This is a genomic window from Arundinibacter roseus, assembly GCF_004348825.1.
Classification (GTDB): Bacteria; Bacteroidota; Bacteroidia; order Cytophagales; family Spirosomataceae; genus Arundinibacter; species Arundinibacter roseus.
The window spans coordinates 153,215-171,722 of record NZ_SMJU01000003.1 but is presented as its reverse complement, the minus strand read 5'-3'; the positions used below and the strand labels follow the sequence as shown (position 1 = coordinate 171,722).

Here is an 18,508-nt window from a genome sequence, read left to right as displayed (position 1 = left end):
ACCGAATGAATTTTAAGAAAATCTTTGGTAAAATTCATCTATGGCTTGGACTTTCGTCCGGGCTATTGGTGTTCATTATAGCTATTACAGGTTGTTTGTACGCCTTTAAAGATGAGATTCTGGATCGAACAGAAACCTATAAATACATTCAGGAACAAAATAAGGCCTTTCTGATGCCGTCTGAGATGGAGGCTATCGCCAGAAAGGAACTACCCGGCAAACTGCTTCATGCCATAAAATATAATTCCAGAAATGAGGCCGCCGAAGCTATCTTTTACCACTACGAGCCGACGTACTATTACACCATTTATATCAATCCGTACGATGGGCAGGTACTCCGGATAAATGATAATGAAACGGGTTTCTTTCATTTTATCCTTGATGGCCATTTTTATCTATGGTTGCCGCCAGCGATCGGTCAGCCCGTGGTCGCCTCGGCCACGTTGGTTTTTATAGTACTGCTGATTTCCGGTCTGATTATGTGGTATCCTAAAAACAGAGCAGCTGCCAAACAACGGTACGCTTTTCAATGGAAAGCAACCACGAAATGGAAACGAAAAAATTACGATTTGCACAACGTTCTGGGATTTTATGCAAGTACCCTTGCGCTGGTATTTGCCTTAACCGGCTTGGTTTGGGGGTTTCAGTGGTTTGCGAATAGCTACTATACCGCGCTGGGGGGAGAGAAATCTCTGCTATACATGGACCCGGTTTCTAAAACACAGACCAGCACTCGTACCGTTACCCCACTTGCGGGAATTGACAAGGTTTGGCTGAAAATGAAGGCCGAATATCCAACCGCCGCCTACATTGAGGTACATCCGCCCGAAACCGATTCTTCTTCCATTGCTGCCAATGCAAACCTGGACAAAGGCACGTACTGGAAAACAGATTACCGTTATTTTGATCAGTACACGCTTAAAGAACTACCTGTCTCGCATGTGTTTGGTCGGTTAAAGGATGCGACAATTGCCGATAAAGTGATGCGGATGAACTACGATATTCACGTTGGAGCCATCGGTGGACTGGCCGGAAAGATTCTGGCCTTTTGCATCAGTCTGCTGATTGCCTCCTTACCTGTCACCGGGTTTATGATTTGGTACGGCAAAAGGAATAAGGTTAAAAACCGGGATTTTAAGCGTGAGGTTGTTTTGGAGGAATCATGAAATAAAAGGATGAGTGGCGGCTTTTGGTTAGGCTACCTGTAGGAATAAATCACTTGTTAATTTCGGCAGGTAGCAGGGCCGATAGTAAAAGCCCGCCTGGTATTTGCGGGTTTTTACTTGCCACCTACGCTTTCAAATCCTATTTGGTGATTGGACCCTAGGTGCATGTCTAGTTGCCCAAAACTATTCCCCTTAGCTCAGTTGAGCTTTACGATATTGGTACGTACGGGAACACAAAGGTTTGGAAGACAACTTCCTTCCACAAAAACGTAACCCGGGCAGCAGCCATCGTTGGGGCAGGTTCCAGTGGCGTATGTGAACGAGTATATGTAAGTTCCAGGCTTGTTTTCGGTTACTTCAAGCGTATTGCCGACACCTGCCTGCGTTTTGGATCCGTTGGGTGCGGTTCGATACCAAACGACACCTGAGAATTGTTGGGGTAATCTAAATGTAGCATTGTTGGTCTCTCCCTGTTTAAGCCGGAAAGGTACGGTATAGCAGGTTGTAGCGATATCGTCTTCTCCGGCCGTAAGATTATTAGGGGTGCTATCATCATCTTTTTCAGCCATGTAAGAAATCTCAGCGGTATTATACCAGATACCCGATGATAAAGCTTTTGCATAAGTTGTTATGCTTATTGAATCTCCGGGAACTAAGGATCTTATAACCCATTTTTTTATATTTTCCTTAGGAGTGTAACCACTTGAAATAAGAGGATTGTTTAATATATAATTAAAAGAATAGGAGAGTGCCTGCATTTCTGGATTTTTTAAATCAAGGTAATAATCAAATACTTCGATGTCATGAACCACCGATAGACCCTGATTTTTTAGTGATACTATTGACTTAAAATATTGTCCAGGCCAAATAATTTTTTGGGTAACTTTTCGGGAAAGCATTAAATCAACCGGTTGGGTTTGAGCCGGTCTGGATATAAATGCAGCATTCATGCTGTTATTGTACCTAAAAATTCCGGTTGAATCGGTGTTTAATTCATATGATGCACTATAATATACAGGATTAAAAAATGATTCGTATAATGTATCACTTCCATTACCTGAGCGATTATACTTGGAGGATAACATCAGGCTATCAGGAATGCTTTTGTTATTCATATTTAAAACGTAGTTCTCCGTCAACAAATTGATGAAGCTGTATCGACCTTCCTCATCTGTTGTATCTGAGTACATTGTACTATTGTTCATAGTTGCTATAGAAACTTCAATTCCCTTAACTCCGGGTTCACCTTCCTCACGAATTCCATTGTCATTTAGATCTTTCCACATCACTCCACTTACACTACCCAATGGCGGTATAGGACGAGAGATGAGTGCGGCATCTATGGTAGATAAATCTCTGGATTGTCCTGGAAGGGATGGATCTATAAATATGTAATCCAAGGAACCATAATAAGGATAAAAATCGCTATCTAGATCATCGGGAACACCTGTGGCATTATATAAAGAACTCAATTCGCACTCTAGTGGTATTGAATACTTTGAAATTAGCATTGAATACCTGCCTTTTTTCAGGCCTTCAAAACGATATCTACCATCTACAGCAGTGGAAAGTGTACCGATGGAGGACAAGGAAAAATCAGATGTATCACTATGGAGATAGAGGTGTATTTTTACGTCTTTCACTCCGGGCTCAGCAGGATCCCGGTGACCATTATTGTTGAGGTCTTTCCAGACGATTCCGCTGATGCTTCCGGTAGGTTCATTCTGAGCAGTGGCAATCGATTGAATCAGAAATAATTGTAAAAGGGTAAGAAATAAGATGCCTGTGAGATGTGGAGAGTTATTTTTCATTCAGACGTGGTAGAATACAGTAGGAAAAAGGGTTTTATCAATGAGGTATATTCGGTTACGAAAGTACTATATTTCACCTTTCAAAGGGTTAATGGATATAAAAATAGTTTGTATAAAATGTTCCATTATGGTTCTCGCTTAAATTGGCAATTGACCATTTGCTTTTGAAGCATGCAGACATTAACTCAACTATCTATATTCCAATATTTTTCCAGTCAGTATTGCATAATTTCATCGTAGATTCTGTTTGCCCTCACAACCGCCTGTTGGTCCTTTCCGTTTTTCCTAAGGTCATGAATCAAACTTTCGGATTTTTCAATCAGTGCGGCTTTAAACTCTTCATGTTTTACCAAAGGCATCACCTTTCGTATAGATAGAAGCATCTCTTCAAGGACATAAATATTGGATGTAGCATAAATCTGAATCTGATTGAAACATGCCCCTACCACTCCATGGTAGGTGTAGCTTTTTTTAATTAACCGGATGTCCTCATTTCTATCCATTTCTACGATTGGCGGAAAGTTTTTTTTGGCCACCAAAGACAATCCTGCACCGAGGTATCCAATACAGGTCATCGCCGTGTGGGGATCATTGATGCCCGGTGATAGTGCACGAACGGCCACTTCAACAATCTGTTTTATGGAGAAATCAATTTCCTGTACCGGCGTTCGGCGACTACCAATGGTAAAAAAGGATGTCGCCTTTTTTGTAAGTTCCGGGTTGAGATGTTTATAGGAAAGTAAGTATGCAATTAGCTCATGAATGGATACAAAATCACCAACCTGCACCCGAATATCGACCACCAAATCGTTTTCACTGGCCCACTCGGAAATTTCTTCAAAGTTAATTGTTTGCAGGAAACCTGTATGAGTAGCCTGCACAGGAATAACCCATTGTTTCTTAGCTTGTACTGTACTTCGGGCGTCATTTCTGCTAATGGATGCAGTTACTGATCTATCCTTCTGCATAAAATTGTGAATGGCTTCTTCGAGGGCTTTAAAAGAAGAGGTGATAACACTTTCGGCCTGAATAGATGAAGCCATGTGGTGAATGAAATATATAAGTACTCCTAAGCTGACAATAGAAAGCAGAAATGCAAAAACAACCGAAATTTTGGGAATGAATTCCTCTTTACCCGTCCCGCCAATCATCAATAGTACCAAAAGCGAGTAACTGAACGTAGAAATAAAGGTACCGATAACAACCTGATTTCCTTTATCCGAGATGAAATTCCGTAGTAATCGGGGGCCAAATTGACTTGATGCCAGCGTGAGCGCAACGAGCGTGATGGAAAAAGTAACACCCGCCAGGGAGACCATAGAGGAGGCAATCGTAGACAATACCGCCCGCGCGCCTTCTTTATCACCACCGTATAAAAATCCCTGAAAAGGCAACTTGCTATAGGTAATGGTATCATCTACCCATAAAAGTCCGGCAGCCGCAAAAATTGAGCTCAGAGTCATTAGGGTAGGGACAAACCACAGACTACTGACAATTTTTTTCCAGAGTAGATTCATGGTTTACGTTGGGTTTTCAGACTGTTTATTCTTAGTCAGCGTACGGTATATCAGATAAAGGCAAAATTTGATTTTACTACAAAAATCATTCCTAATCCTCAGGATCCAGATGTTTCCTATATTTCAGGATAATTTGGAAGCAGAATTTTCAGAACTGAATTATTTTCGTAGAACGCGGTAGCTGGAAACACTTCCGAAGATTCAGGTATCAATTAGAAAAATGTCCGATGATAAGCGTAATTGAACCATTCCCACTTTTTTTACTACTATTAATCAACCCTTTTTGTCTATTTTTGACGAATCCTTTCTTCGAATTTTAGCTCGGGGGATCAAATAACTTATCTTTACTTAACAAACCTTGATTTAATGGCAAGTGGTCTTCTCGCCCTTTTAGATGATGTTGCTGCACTGGTAAAAGTTAGTGCCGCAAGCCTGGATGACGTTCCAACGCAGGTCGCAAAAACAACGGGAAAAGTTTCCGGCATCGTGATTGACGATACGGCGGTTACCCCTAAGTATGTAGTTGGCCTGGATCCCAAACGCGAGCTTTCCATAATTTTCCAGATTGCAAAAAAATCCATCATCAACAAAGTGATTTTTTTGGGTCCGGCAGCATTGCTACTTGGATACTTTGCACCGGCAGTAATTCCTTACCTGCTCATGGTCGGTGGGGCCTACCTATGCTTTGAGGGCTACGAAAAAGTTCATTCCATATTCAGTAAATCAGCTCATGGAACAGAGGAACAGTCTGCCGGGGATATGGATGTGATTACACCGGAAGAATTGGAAAAAAAACGAGTCGGCAGCGCGGTACGTACAGATTTTATCCTTTCCTCAGAGATTATGGCGATTGCCTATTCGACCGTTAATGAAAGCCCACTGGTGACCCAAATTGTAGTTCTTTTTACAGTTGCTATTTTCATAACGGTTGCCGTGTACGGGTTTGTAGCCATAATCGTAAAAGCTGATGACATCGGTATACACATGACTAAGGAGAAATTTGGTCCTACGACCCGCAAAATTGGTCGCGGGATTGTAAAATCAATGCCAGGATTCCTGGTTATTCTAGGCTATGTAGGTACCGCAGCAATGCTTTGGGTTGGTGCCGAGATCATTGCGCATGGTATTCCGTTTTTTCACCACTCGATTGAAGCATTAGAACATTCGTTGTCCAACATACCTTTTCTGGCATGGGTGGTGAAGGTAGTGGTTTTGGCTTTGGGCGGAGTAGTCCTGGGAGCAGTGATCGCGCAGGTTATTACCCTGGGCAAAAAGCTTTTTAAACGTCCGGCAGAAAAAACTGCCTAACAAAACCTGGGACGCGGCTACCTAAAAACGGCTCATTGACGAGCTAAAATTCAATTTCTTTAACATACGACCTTGATTTTCAATCTTTTCGAACCTTTCCCATTGTTTTAGCATCTACCTACATTGCTGGACAAGGGAAAGGTTATTGAGAGCTTGCGTTCTTCTTTTTTTTACGCAAAACAGCCACGGTTCGCCGGTTTGTTAGCTGTTAGTATGGTCTTTTCCGCCTTTGGCTTAAAGTAAAGCAGTCGCTTTTTCCATGGCATGGGCGCTTCCTTAATGCTACAATTCATCCTTCAATTCTGCCCGTTATTCTACTCAAAGTGAATACCATGAACCCAAAATTTTTCCACAACTACTAATTAATTAGTTTGTTTACTAAAAAGTTAGTAGTATATTTGGGCCATTGGATTATTAGACTCTTTAAAAATGGAAATACGTTCGCTTACGAAGGCAGAAGCAGAAATTATGAAAATCCTGTGGCAACTGAAAAAGGGATTCATAAAAGACATATTGGCTAAAATGGAAGACCCAAAGCCGGCTTACACTACGGTAGCGACCTTTTTAAAGATTTTAGAGAAGAAACAGGTTGTTTCTCATAGAACTTATGGAAACTCCCACGAGTTTTACCCGCTGATAAGTGAAGAAGACTATCGTAAACATGAAGTTGATCAGCTGATGGAAAATTACTTTGATAATTCCGTGGCCAATCTTGTTTCCTTTTTTGTAAAGGAAAAGGGTTTGGACGAGCAGGATTTCAATGCGCTTACCGATTATGTTGAAAAGAATAAAAAAACTAATTAAACCTGCCGCTTGTCTATGGAACAGATCCCTTATCTTGCGAAAGTAAACCTTTGCTGGCTGATATTTTCTGCCTGCTATTGGCTTTTTTTTAGGAAACATACTTTTTTTTACCTGAATCGTGTCTTTTTATTGGCGACACTTTTCCTTGCTGTATTTGTGCCGGCAATTCAGTTTAGCGAGCCCATTTATGTACTATCTCAGCAGGCTCAGAATGTTTCTTTAAACGATTCAGCCGTGCCATTAAAGGTTCCATTACCATCTGAATTTGACTGGGGAATATTGCTAATTCTGATATATTTGGCGGGCCTATTTGTGCTCTTTTTCAAATTTTTAAACGGGATATTTGGGCTGAAAAAGCTAATAGAATCGTCCTTGTGTATTCCCATGGAGGGATTTACGCTTGTTTTACCAGCAACTCTACCAATAAAGAATTCAGGCTCGTTTTCTTTTCTAAAATACATGGTTATTTCACCTAATGACTATGCAAATCATTTTGAAACGGTTTATAACCACGAAGCTGTTCACATTCGACAATTACACAGTATAGATATACTTTTGGTTGAATTGCTAAAAATTATTTTTTGGTTCAATCCCGGGATTTGGCTTTATAAAATGGCCCTAAAAGAAACTCATGAATTTCTGGCGGATGAGATCGCAAGAAATAAAGATGAGTATGCAACTTTTTTACTTTCTTACGCAAAGCATGCACCCATCAGGACTATTTCAAATCAATTTTTTAGCTCCTCCTTGCTCAAAGAGCGAATTTATATGATCTACACAAATCGGTCGCCTCAATGGATGCGTGGAAAGTATTTTCTTGCTGTTCCCCTGATTGTATGCATGACTTTGCTTTTTTCAGTTCAGGCTGAAAACGTAATTTTACCCCAAAAGCCAGCGAGTAATCTGACAAAGACAGAGCCCCTTTCGCCACCTGTAAACACGATTGTTGAATTGAAAGAAAATGTCGCAGATTTAAAAAATTCTGTGAAAGCACCGACCCTATTGCAGGAAGACGGTACCAGTAAAGCTTCCAGCAACGATTCATTGCCTTCCATTACCGATTCGATTTCTGAACTGAAACAAGCGTTGGCGCAGGATGATTTGGGAAAGGCTAATAGATTATTGGGAGAAACAAACCGAATGATCATGAATGAAAAACGTCGATTATTTTTTCAGGAAACAGAATTGAACCTGCGAACCGAGGCTTTTCGGATACAGAAAGAACATGTGAAATCGGAGGTAGTCATCGAATTGGCCAATCGGGTAATGGCATTTTCTGAGAATGCACTAAAAAGTGCCTTAGCCAGCCTGAAAGCCATGGAGAACGAGTATGATCACATCTATCGTGAGTTACGACGTAAGTCTGACGCCCAAAGAGCAGCGAAATCAAAAGCTACACAACAGGAAATTATCAACGACCTTACGAACGAAGGCATTGTATCCGATACAAACTCGATTTCTTACCGACTTCACAACATGTTCATGATTGTAAACGGTGTAGAGCAGCCGGAATCGGTACATCAAAGGTATAAAGCAAAATACCTGCAATATACCTGGATCGAATGGGTGTATAATTGGGAAGGCGTTTCAGGGCATCGCGTCAACGGGGTCAGATATGATGGAAAGTAGAATGTCAATAATAAACCGTCATAGAAACATAAGGCTTTGGCAGAAAACATTTCCAGACTTTATTTTCATCCCTTGTCGATGAACAGTGGCAATTATGGAGGCGGGTAAAATTTACTAGTGCCCTGACAACTATTCGTACTACACCTTGTTGGAATAAGTTGGCACTAATTTTATGTAACTCGTTTTAGCAAGTGTTTATAGATCAAAGCGAAAGCTCAAATCAGCCGGTTATTTTTTGTTCCAAAATGCCCATTGTTGATTTCTGTCTTTTATTTACAAAATTTTGCCCCACAGCTGCCATTTTTTTAGCGGCTTTGGGATCTTTGGCTACTGCCAGCACGGTGGGTGCGAAGCGCGCAATGTCTGCTTCACTATCAAAATCAAAAAGCCATTCGTCAAGTCCTATATCTCGCCACATGAAGCCCTTGCTGGTCTGCTCGGCGAAACGACCAACAATAGCCGGGATGCCATTGCCGATACACATAATTGGCGAATGCATTTCCAAACCGAATAGACCGGCGGACCGCAGGTATGTACTTAGGGCTTCATCGGTGAGCCAATAGCGGTCTCGCCAGACTACTTTGTCTTTCACATCTTTGGGCTATTGTGCTTTTACTCGAAATGTGTCTACAAGCAGATTACATGGTATGGAATGCCATCATGTGGGAAATTATATGAAAATCAACGAATGATGGATAATTTAATCTGGGTTAATTTTCCCAATTCAAAAGCTATAAATGATTGGGAAGAGCCAGGAAAAATAAGACTACAAAGCTTTTTGGACTACTTATATCTACTACTAAACGTACATCGGAAATAGTTGGTATCGCGTATTTGGTGATCAATTTTTCCTTGTTTACCCGAATCTCAAAAACCATGGCAGGCCTCATAGGTAGCATTTAGTACCCATATAAATCGGCATTTAGTACCCCATTTGTCTTTTATTCTTTGATAAAATCAGGAATGCTGGCTCAAAGAATGCAATTCAATGGCTATTTGCCGGGTATCATTTTTGCCTGTAAGAAGTCGGTCGTAAGATTCGTTTCCAATTTCTGTAAGTATCCAGAGAGTTGATCAGGAAACGTATACCAAAGTAATTTTCAATTTTATTTTTAACATTTCATCAATGAAAAAATTAGAGAACAAAGTAGCAATTATTACCGGTGGCGCAGGCAGTATTGGCAGAACAACAGCCGGGCTTTTTCTGGAACATGGAGCCAAAGTACTGTTGGTGGATATAAATGAAGAAGATCTAAAAAAAGCGGTTGAAGATATAGGGGGAATGGACGTAAAGTATTGTATGGCAGATGTTACCAAGTCGTCGCAAGTGCAAAAATACGTTACTCAGGCAGTAGAAGCTTTCGGCAAAATTGACATTTTTTTTAACAATGCGGGAATTGAAGGAGTGGTACAACCAATCCAGGATTACCCGGAAGAAATGTTTGATAAAGTACTGGCAGTTAATGTAAAGGGGAGTTGGTTAGGCAACAAATATGTCTTGCCCCAAATGAATGACGGGGGAAGTATCATTATTACTTCCTCGGTGGCGGGCTTGCTCGGAAGTGCCAATGTTAGCGCATACATTATCAGCAAACATGCGTGTGTTGGTGTTATGCGGGCAACAGCGGTCGAAGCGGCACCCCGAAAAATCAGGGTTAACAGCGTACATCCGTCGCCGGTAGATAACCGGATGATGCGTTCACTGGAAGAAGGGTTTTCTCCGGGACAGGCAACCGCAGTAAAGGAACAATTGGAATTGACTATTCCGCTCGGGCGTTATGCAGAGCCTGTTGAAATTGCCAAACTTGTTTTGTTTCTGGCCAGTGATGAAAGCCAATTTATCACGGGTACCACTCAGGTTATTGATGGTGGAATTACTGTTCAATAAGACTTTTTTTTAGCAGAAGACTAAGACGATTTGGCTTTTTTAAAGAAAGCTAATTTATGAATTTGGAAGTTGACGAATGCTCTACTTCACTATTTGATCAGGATTTCATCAACTTCCGAATTCACCTATAAGCTATTCAAATGATTCTCTTTGGTGTTAAAAGTGTACTTCTTTACCTGCTATATCCCTTAGGTCAATACGCACTCATTTAATCCATTTAAGGATTTCCTGTTCAATAGTTGCTTCGTCGATTCCGTGTTTGATGCTAGGTAAAGAAGATTGTTTCGTTGCCTTCCCTGCGTAAACAGTCAAAATTGAACGTTCATTTAAAGGCGTTTCGGTAGCATCCACGGGATTGATTAGCAACAGTTTTTGATCCGAAAGTGTACGAACAAGGTCTGGCAAATCATACTCGGTTATGGCTCCTGCCACGGCAGACATTATATGCTTTGGCTTGTAGAGGCGCTGCTCGGTAATTGATTGAAAGGATGAAAGAGGATTAATCAAAACAATGTGTTCAAATGGATTTTTAATCATGGCTGCGTGCAAAACATCCGTAGCAAAGGTCCCCTGTGCAATCACTGAAACAGTCGAAGGGGGTGATGACAGCTGTTGAAAAAATGTAGCCAATCTTTGAATTTCGGCAGCTCGCACCGCCACTAGACTTTGATGTACCTGAATTCCGGCAAACCATATATTCAATGGTGATCCTTCCAACATAGAATCCCCGCCTTTGAGGTAACCATTTCCGAGCTCGCCACATCCACTCAAATCCGCAGTAAGTACATCATAGCCTCCTTTGGCCAGTTGATCGGCGAGTTGGCCACTAGCCACGGGGGCTGATTTCCCACGGTCGTCCAGCAGCACTATCGTTTTTCCATTCGATTTTCCTGGTTTTAACCACAAAACCGGAATGAAATAGTTACCTGCCCCTTTGACTAAATATTTTTCAATGGCATAGTCAGTCCGCTGCAACCTTCCTGAAAAAATAGACTCGTCAGGTGAATTTGGAGCAATATATCCTGATATTTCCATAACCGAGGCCCTCAGCTCTGCCGTCGCTTTTGAAGAGTGCCCTCGTTTGTTTACTAAATCCAGGGCGTACTGATGTGACAAATCAAATATTGACTTTCCTTTCAAATGTTGCAGTACATTTCCTGGCGGTGTTACATAAAGCTCTTCTTCTTTAAAAATCTCTGTTTTTACATCAACAGACGAACCTGGGTTGTTGAGATGTTTTTGAAAAAAAGCGTATGTAGCCTCCCGGTTTTTCAGTGTTGAAGCGTGTGGGGCGTCATCCTCCACCTTTTGCAGGTAATCAGCCTGTTCAAATGCCCGAAAGGCCCCTTGGGCTTCCTGATAGGCGTCGCGAACGCCCTGAATACTAAACATATCCCGGGTGGTACTGACGATCAGGGTTGGTTTGGGAGCCCGGACTTCCAGAAAATCCGCCATATCCAATCCTTTTTCCAGGGTATAAAGTAAATTTTGTTCCGCATCCTGCGGTCCTGCCGATTGCCAGAGTTTATCGTAGGTCGTGATGTAACATTCAGGCGCAGAGGCTAGTATGCGTTCGTCTACAGCGGCGATGTAGGCAGTTTGGGTTCCACCACCCGAACGCCCGGTTATTCCAATTCGGGCAGCGTCGACCTCGGGCCTGCTAATCAGGTAGTCAATGGCGCGAATGCCATCCCAAACGAAATAGTAGGCAATACTTCGGCCTGCGAGAAAAGACTGCGCACCGGCGAAGGCATGTTCTTTGGTAGGGGAGGACTTGCCCTCCAATCCGCCGTATTCCCGGCGTTCACCTTGACCGATTGGATCAAAAGCTAACACCACAAATCCCTTTTTTACGTAATTCAGGATCGTGTGTTGGTAAACATCAGACCGAAAACCTGTTGGACTGTGACCGCTGCAATAGAGAATGGCTGGTGCTTTACCTGATGTTTTTTCCGGTATAAACATCGCTGCCGTAACAAAATAGCCTGGTTGTGATTCAAAGTACAGTTTTTCAACCCTAAAACCGTCACGCTGTAAAGTGCCGGTGATGACGGGATTCAGGGGAGTTTTTTCAGGAAAGATGCCCAGCGCTTCTTTTAAACGTGTGCGAACAAATTTCTGCCGTTTTTGCCAGTCGCTCTTTGTTTTTAGTTCGGTAATGGCCGCATTTCGTTCACTAATTTGGTGGGTTGCCCGACTATACAAATGTTTATACAAGGACATGCCCGGTGTGCCGTCGTGCATTTTCCAATAGTCAAAGACCGACAGATTTTCCTGAGCATATGCCCCAAAATTAGTGAGTAGTGCACCTATACAGAACAGGGTAAAATATATTCGCATCGTTTTCAGAAAATCAATTGTTGTAAGATTTTGTCAAAGAGAGCTATGCGTAATAAGTAAAAAGAACGCAATGTTTACTAGATGCTCATTAACCTATATATCATGAACAGTAGAGAAGTAAAATATTAACAAAATACTAAGTAATATTAAAACGTATTAATCACGATATAATCTTGTATTTAAGTTTTCTGATGCATATCTTTGTACAATCGTTCCTATTGCAGTTATTTATACTTTAATCAATTCGCTCATGCCAAAGTTAGATCGTTCGGATTTTAAATATAATGCTAAGGTTTTTGAAAAGACCTGCTTGTGGTGTGGAACGGTATACTACGCCAGTCGCTCCACGGCAAAGTATTGTACTTCAACCTGCCGTGGATATGCCAATCAGGCAAAAAATGCGGAGGAGCAGGTTCCATATGATGAAACAGAAAAAATGATTTCAGCTTTGCTTTCGGAAAATGCCTACCTGAAAGGGCAGCTTCAGCGGTATGTTCTAGAAAATCAAGCGTTGAAACAAAAGTTGGGGATTGAATCTTCGGAAGGAGATCAGTAATTAAATACTGGCTCGAAGTGCTATCAATACGTTACGTCCCGGTGCACTCACCCCGCTGGCAAACATCCGATAGTTGGTGTCCAGCAAATTTTCTGCGGCAAACTGTATTGTCAAAGTAGGGGAGAGTCGACAAGCGGCACGCAGGTTGAGCGTCCACCAGGAGGGCATGCCATCCGGTGTGGCACCCGACTCATTATCCTCAGCATTCAACCGATACTCTTCAATACGTTTCCAGCCATTAAACATACTTAATGCTTCCATGCGCCATTTTTTATACGTCCACTCAACGCTACCTTTTCCATACTGTGGAGGAATATGATCCAGCGGGCTTCTGTTTTTGTCCGACTGTTGAATTGTACCTTTTGTTACATTATAGGTAGCCATCACCCGCCACCCTTTCGCCGGGTACAAATTTAACTCCAAACTCATGCCGCGGACGGCCGCACGGAGTTCATTTTGATTGGCAATTATCCGGCTCATTTGTCCATTATACAGCAAGCTATCCTTTCCGTTGAGCTGAAAAGGGGACGTTACCAGGGCATTCTGCAACCAGGAATGAAAGACAGTCCCGTTAAATTTCAGCATATTAGCCAGCCATTTTTCAACCGAAACTTCCAGATTATAGGCGTATTCCGGCTTCAACATTGGGTTGGGCACAATGACCAAACCCGGCTGCGAGTCAAACACCTTTCCTAAATCATCTACATTTGGTGCCCGAAATCCCGTGGAACCCAGCAGAGATACCTTACTCTTTACCCCCGGAATCAGCACTACGCCAAGGTTTCCGGTTAAAGCCGTAGATGCCTGTGCGGCATGATCAAAGGGAAAAGGGAAAAATTCACGGCTCACAAAGGCAGCCCGCAGGTTAACCTGATTGAGCCGAAGACCGCCCTGCAAAAACCACTTTTCGGCAAGTTGCAGGTGATTGGTTCCGTACAGTGCCAACCAGTTCATCGAACTACCCCCATCGGGGTAACGTGTATCGGCGGCTGTCTGACTGCCGCTACTCCTGTCAGTATTCGTAGCTTCTGAATGAACGGAATTGTAGACCCATTCCAGGCCGTAGCGAAAGGTATTTCGTCCCGATTTTTTCTGTGCATCCATGTTCAGGCTGTACGCCAGCACGCTTTCTACCTGACTTTTCAATAAATCTCTCCCAAACGTCCGACTATTTCTACTTTCTTCAATCCGTTGAAAAGCCGCTGTAACCTGCAATTCATCGTAATATTTACTGCCAAAATAAAACGATTGATACGATGCCATCAATCGTTTTTCGGGTCCATAGTACCATTCCGCAAAGCGCGGCAGACCATTTGATACAACCGTCAGTCGGTCATAACGAGGAACATTAGTTGTTGTGGAGTAATGCAAATTGAGCACGTGGGTACTTTTTGCTGTCGGTCGAAACAAAACCTTTTGAAATAAATCCAACTGTGCATACGCTGTGCCTATCTGTCGGTTTGGGTCCGGGTTCGGACGCATCACGTCCTGCCCCTGCTGTTGGACTGTATAAAAGTACCTTTTCCCAAAGTCAGGGTATTCTTTGCGTCGATTTTCTCCCTGACGTACATCCCCGAAATCAGAGAACGAAACGCTAGTGAGCGATCCCCACTTTTGACGACCATAGTTAAATGTTACATTAGTTGTTTTTTCATTGGCCGCTGATGAATACCGGGCCATCGCAGAAGTTTGTAGAAGTGGTTTATTTGTCAGGGACAACGTGGGCATTTTGCTTCTAAAATGAATCACCCCGCCGAGGGCATCACTGCCATACACCACTGAATTTGGACCAAAGACTACCTCTACCTGCTCAATCATCTGCTGATCTATTCTCAGGACATTTTGCAGATGTCCGCCCCGAAAAATCGCATTGTTCATCCGAACACCATCGACCACCAGCAAAATTCGGTTAGCTTCCAATCCCCGCAAAATAGGACTTCCACCACCTGCCTGACTTTTTTGTACAAAGATCTGTCCACTCTGAGCAAGCACATCGGCGGAGGTCTGTGCGTTTCGGAAGCTTATTTCCTGACTCATTATCTGCTCAATCTGAAAGGGAAGCAGACGTTTGATTTCGCCGAATCTTGATGCCGACACCACCACTTCGTCCAGTTGCAACGTATCATTCCGGCTCACCTGTGCCTCCACATTCGTACATGAGCCAAGAAAAAGAAGAAATATTGAGTTGAACACAAAATTTTTCAAGAGCTGAATTGGTAAACAGTAATGAATAGTAAACGAGATTTTTACCAGGAAGGAAAATTACCAATTCTGAGCATACAGCTAACAAATGCACTTCATACTTTTTTCATTAATAGCTCCTTTGGGTTCAAATGTGCAGGTTAACAGGATCTATTTCCTGGGACTTATTGAACCAAAAAACCACCAATACGGCTGACTAATGAATTGACTACCTGATAATTAAGTTATTTTGACTGCCTAGAACTAACAAACATTCTCCCTATACCAGCTTCCAAAAAGAATTGGCCAGCAAAACCCGACAGCATTAAATCTCTAAACCAGGCAATATTCAGTCATTTACCTGGGCCAGGGTGACAAAAGGCTACGAGGGTTCGCCACAATGAAAATTTACTTTTGAGTATTTTAGAATTACATATTACTTTTATAACCTCTATCATACATAACATTTGGTTGAAGAGCGTACTTATCGTTGGTTCAGGTACAAGAAAACTCACTATTTAATAAATTCTCAGTGCAACAAATGGTACGTTTACTAACCAAAAAATAACGGCAAAAACCCTTTCAGGGCACATTCAGGGATCTAAACAGGACTTCACACCACAGTATACTAAACTTATTGAACACACTTTTTTAAAGAAATTAATAGTTACAATTCAACCTGCAAAAGTATGTTTAAATGCACGAAATGGAATAACAGGAAATAGTATTCATTTTATGTCACATATAATTCCATTTTTTCTTTTTTCAGATGTATCAGCCACTAGTATCTGTTATAATACCTACATACAATCGTGCCTACGCCCTGCCCGCTACAATTGAGGCAGTTTTAAATCAAACCTATAAGAACCTGGAAATAATTATTGTAGATGATGGTTCTACGGATAATACAGAAAGTGTTGTAACTACCTATGGAAACAAAATACGCTATATTCAAAAAGATCATTCCGGACAAGGCGACACACGAAATGTAGGCTTACACCTGGCCAAAGGAGAGATTATAGCACCGCTTGATTCGGACGATATCTGGAACGAAGATTTTCTTGAACTGAGTGTCAAACATATGCTTGAAAATCAATTAGATATGTTCTTTTCTAATTGGGCACACCACATCTCATCAAAAATTAAAGTCAATGCTCTTGCGCAATTTCTCAAAAGCAGGCATATACCGAAAAGTGGTTGCTATGTATTTGAGTATTCAGAATTTAGAAAAATTTTGATAAAAGATTCCCTGGCAACTAGTTCAAGCTTAATCGTACGAAAGTCGGAAATACCATTTGGATGGAACCCACAAATAAATATAGGGGATGATTATTTTTTACAACTCGAAATGATTTTTAAAAATCCAAAAAGTCGAGTGGGTTTTACTGATCAGGTACTTTGGCAAAAAAATGTGGATACAAGCAATATCTGTGATGGCAGAAAAGGTGTTGCCTTTAGGCAGTTAATTATTGACGATTTACTCCTGATCAACGCAACATTTAAAGACCTCATGAGTGACCGGGAGAAGGAAATATTTTTTACAAAAATACTCCAAAATAAAATTCTGGTGATTTGTTTTTCAATTTTGGAACGAAAAATTGGAAAAGAAATGAAGCAAATCTTTATTGAACTATTTTCCAAACCTAAATTGCTATTTTTTGCGGTAAAAACAGGAATACTCAAAATTTTAATTCGAAAAATTCCACAAACGCAAAGATGAAGTTAGCTAGTGAAACACGGAAAGTACCATATGTATCGGTAATTATTACAACTTATAATCGTGCTGATGTACTAAATAATGCAATTGAGAGTGTACTTAGTCAGATGTATAAAAATATTGAAATTATTGTAGTAGATGACGGTTCTAACGACAATACAAAATCACTATTAGAAAGTTACGGCGACAGAATAATTCCAATCTTTAAATCAAATACTGGTAAATCTCATAGTAGGAATACCGGACTTTCCGCGGCAAAAGGATCTTTAATTGCTACGCTGGATTCTGATGACGTCTGGTATCCGGATTATCTGGAAAAAGCAATTGATTTCTTAACAAATGAAAAATTAGATGCTGTTTTTTCAACATGTCAACTTCATAAGTTTAAGTATCAACACTTTGTAAATAACACATATCATGTTTTCCAATATAAAGAAATTAGGGAAATAGTCTTAAACTATTGTCCGGCACCGACATCCGGTGTTGTCATGCAGCGTACATTCATTGGCGATGGCTGGAATAATTTGACTTTGGAATATGAAGATTGGCATTTACAAATCGCATGCGTACTCAAAAACAAAAATTGCAGGGTAGGTTATATAAGTGAAATTTTGTGGGAAAAACGCGAGGATGAAGTTGTAAGGAACAAATTAAAGACCACACCGCAAAATCAACGACGTCAATGGGATACCGGGATATTGTTAAATCATTTGAGGGATGATTTAACAAAAGAAGAAAACAGTATCATTCAACAATACCAGGTAAAAGATACCATAAGGTTACTGATTGTCTTGATTAAAAATAGAGAAAACTTAACCAAAATATGGAAAGAGATCTGTTTCATTTTTAGCAAACCAACCATACTTGTAAGAATAGTTTCTAATGCATTATCAAACAAAATAAAATGAAGTACATTATTGCGTTGCTGGTACCAATAGGAGGTTTGTTATGGACATCTGCTTACTTACTGATTGTCCTAAAAGGAATAAAAGACAAAGCACACGGCATGCCACTCGTTGCACTTGCCCTAAATTTTACCTGGGAATTTGTTCATGTTTTTATTTACCCCTCTTACGGTATATCTCTTTATTTAAACTTATCCTGGTTTTTAATAGATTTGGGTATTACCTATACTTATTTCAGGTATAGCTATAAATCCTTTGAAATGTACTACTCCATAAATAAAGTACATTGGCTTTTATTAAGCATCACTACACTAGTTTTAGCATTCATGTTAAACTATTATGCAGAGGGTTACTTTTCGCAATTACAGAATATAACTACCAAAGAGCTACTATTTGCCGAAGTCCTGGTTGGTTTTATTGTCTTTCTTTTTGTTCCCGGTTGTATGATTGCCATGCTCTTCCAGAGAAAAAGTTCGCAAGGACAATCTTTTTTTATTGGTCTTGCGCTTTCAATAAGTATTATCATCTATGTTTTAGAAATTTCATTTAATCCATTTCATCATCAATGGGGAAATCCATTTATGATGGTGCTGATGGCTGTATGTATTATTCTACAAATGTATTATACGGTATTGATTTACCACCAAATGAAACAAGAGGGTAAAAATCCCTGGAAAACATTTTAA

At 41.0% G+C, this 18,508-nt stretch carries 14 protein-coding genes; 9 read left to right on the top strand and 5 right to left on the bottom strand.

From position 1 onward, the window contains the following. Positions 1-5: 5 nt before the first annotated feature. A complete protein-coding gene (locus tag EZE20_RS05485; RefSeq protein WP_132115348.1) occupies positions 6-1,166 on the top strand; it encodes a PepSY-associated TM helix domain-containing protein in 1,161 nt (386 codons plus the stop codon). A gap of 197 nt (positions 1,167-1,363) precedes the next feature. Here the strand turns inward: EZE20_RS05485 and EZE20_RS05480 are convergent, their stop codons facing one another. Together EZE20_RS05480 and EZE20_RS05475 are read right to left on the bottom strand one after the other, a co-directional pair. Beyond that, positions 1,364-2,977, bottom strand: a complete 1,614-nt coding sequence (locus EZE20_RS05480; protein WP_132115346.1) for an SdrD B-like domain-containing protein — start codon at positions 2,975-2,977, stop codon at positions 1,364-1,366. A 215-nt stretch (positions 2,978-3,192) separates the two neighbouring features. Next, complete coding sequence (locus EZE20_RS05475; RefSeq protein ID WP_132115344.1) at positions 3,193-4,494, bottom strand: DUF2254 domain-containing protein; 1,302 nt, start codon at positions 4,492-4,494, stop codon at positions 3,193-3,195. Positions 4,495-4,860: 366 nt separating this feature from the next. Here EZE20_RS05475 and EZE20_RS05470 point away from each other — a divergent pair, with 366 nt between their 5' ends. The 3 genes from EZE20_RS05470 to EZE20_RS05460 all read left to right on the top strand — a co-directional run bounded on the left by EZE20_RS05470 (position 4,861) and on the right by EZE20_RS05460 (position 8,235). Beyond that, positions 4,861-5,802 (top strand): DUF808 domain-containing protein, encoded by a 942-nt coding sequence (locus EZE20_RS05470; RefSeq protein ID WP_132115342.1) that lies wholly within the window; start codon positions 4,861-4,863, stop codon positions 5,800-5,802. Positions 5,803-6,231: 429 nt separating this feature from the next. After that, a complete protein-coding gene (locus EZE20_RS05465; protein WP_132115340.1) occupies positions 6,232-6,606 on the top strand; it encodes a BlaI/MecI/CopY family transcriptional regulator in 375 nt (124 codons plus the stop codon). Between the two features lie 459 nt (positions 6,607-7,065). Beyond that, positions 7,066-8,235, top strand: coding sequence for a M56 family metallopeptidase (locus tag EZE20_RS05460; protein ID WP_228713574.1), 1,170 nt, complete (start codon positions 7,066-7,068; stop codon positions 8,233-8,235). 220 nt (positions 8,236-8,455) lie between these two features. On the opposite strand, the gene EZE20_RS05455 is transcribed toward EZE20_RS05460, so the two are convergent. Next, positions 8,456-8,827, bottom strand: a complete 372-nt coding sequence (locus EZE20_RS05455) for a hypothetical protein (protein ID WP_199879874.1) — start codon at positions 8,825-8,827, stop codon at positions 8,456-8,458. A gap of 534 nt (positions 8,828-9,361) precedes the next feature. Between EZE20_RS05455 and EZE20_RS05450 the strand changes: the two genes are divergently transcribed. Beyond that, complete coding sequence (locus EZE20_RS05450) at positions 9,362-10,123, top strand: SDR family NAD(P)-dependent oxidoreductase (RefSeq protein ID WP_132115336.1); 762 nt, start codon at positions 9,362-9,364, stop codon at positions 10,121-10,123. Between the two features lie 204 nt (positions 10,124-10,327). On the opposite strand, the gene EZE20_RS05445 is transcribed toward EZE20_RS05450, so the two are convergent. Further along, on the bottom strand, positions 10,328-12,463 hold the full coding sequence (locus tag EZE20_RS05445) for an alpha/beta hydrolase (protein WP_132115334.1): 2,136 nt from the start codon (positions 12,461-12,463) through the stop codon (positions 10,328-10,330). 250 nt (positions 12,464-12,713) lie between these two features. On the opposite strand from EZE20_RS05445, the gene EZE20_RS05440 reads away from it, so the two are divergent. Beyond that, positions 12,714-13,019, top strand: coding sequence for a hypothetical protein (locus EZE20_RS05440; protein WP_132115332.1), 306 nt, complete (start codon positions 12,714-12,716; stop codon positions 13,017-13,019). On the opposite strand, the gene EZE20_RS05435 is transcribed toward EZE20_RS05440, so the two are convergent. Further along, on the bottom strand, positions 13,020-15,224 hold the full coding sequence (locus EZE20_RS05435; RefSeq protein WP_228713572.1) for a TonB-dependent receptor plug domain-containing protein: 2,205 nt from the start codon (positions 15,222-15,224) through the stop codon (positions 13,020-13,022). A 745-nt stretch (positions 15,225-15,969) separates the two neighbouring features. On the opposite strand from EZE20_RS05435, the gene EZE20_RS05430 reads away from it, so the two are divergent. The 3 genes from EZE20_RS05430 to EZE20_RS05420 are packed head-to-tail and all read left to right on the top strand — an operon-like array spanning position 15,970 to position 18,508. After that, complete coding sequence (locus EZE20_RS05430) at positions 15,970-16,920, top strand: glycosyltransferase family 2 protein (protein ID WP_132115330.1); 951 nt, start codon at positions 15,970-15,972, stop codon at positions 16,918-16,920. Further along, positions 16,917-17,825 (top strand): glycosyltransferase family 2 protein, encoded by a 909-nt coding sequence (locus EZE20_RS05425; RefSeq protein ID WP_132115328.1) that lies wholly within the window; start codon positions 16,917-16,919, stop codon positions 17,823-17,825. Before EZE20_RS05430 ends, EZE20_RS05425 begins: the two co-directional genes overlap by 4 nt. Beyond that, complete coding sequence (locus tag EZE20_RS05420; RefSeq protein ID WP_132115326.1) at positions 17,822-18,508, top strand: transmembrane-type terpene cyclase; 687 nt, start codon at positions 17,822-17,824, stop codon at positions 18,506-18,508. The genes EZE20_RS05425 and EZE20_RS05420 overlap by 4 nt, the downstream gene beginning before the upstream one ends.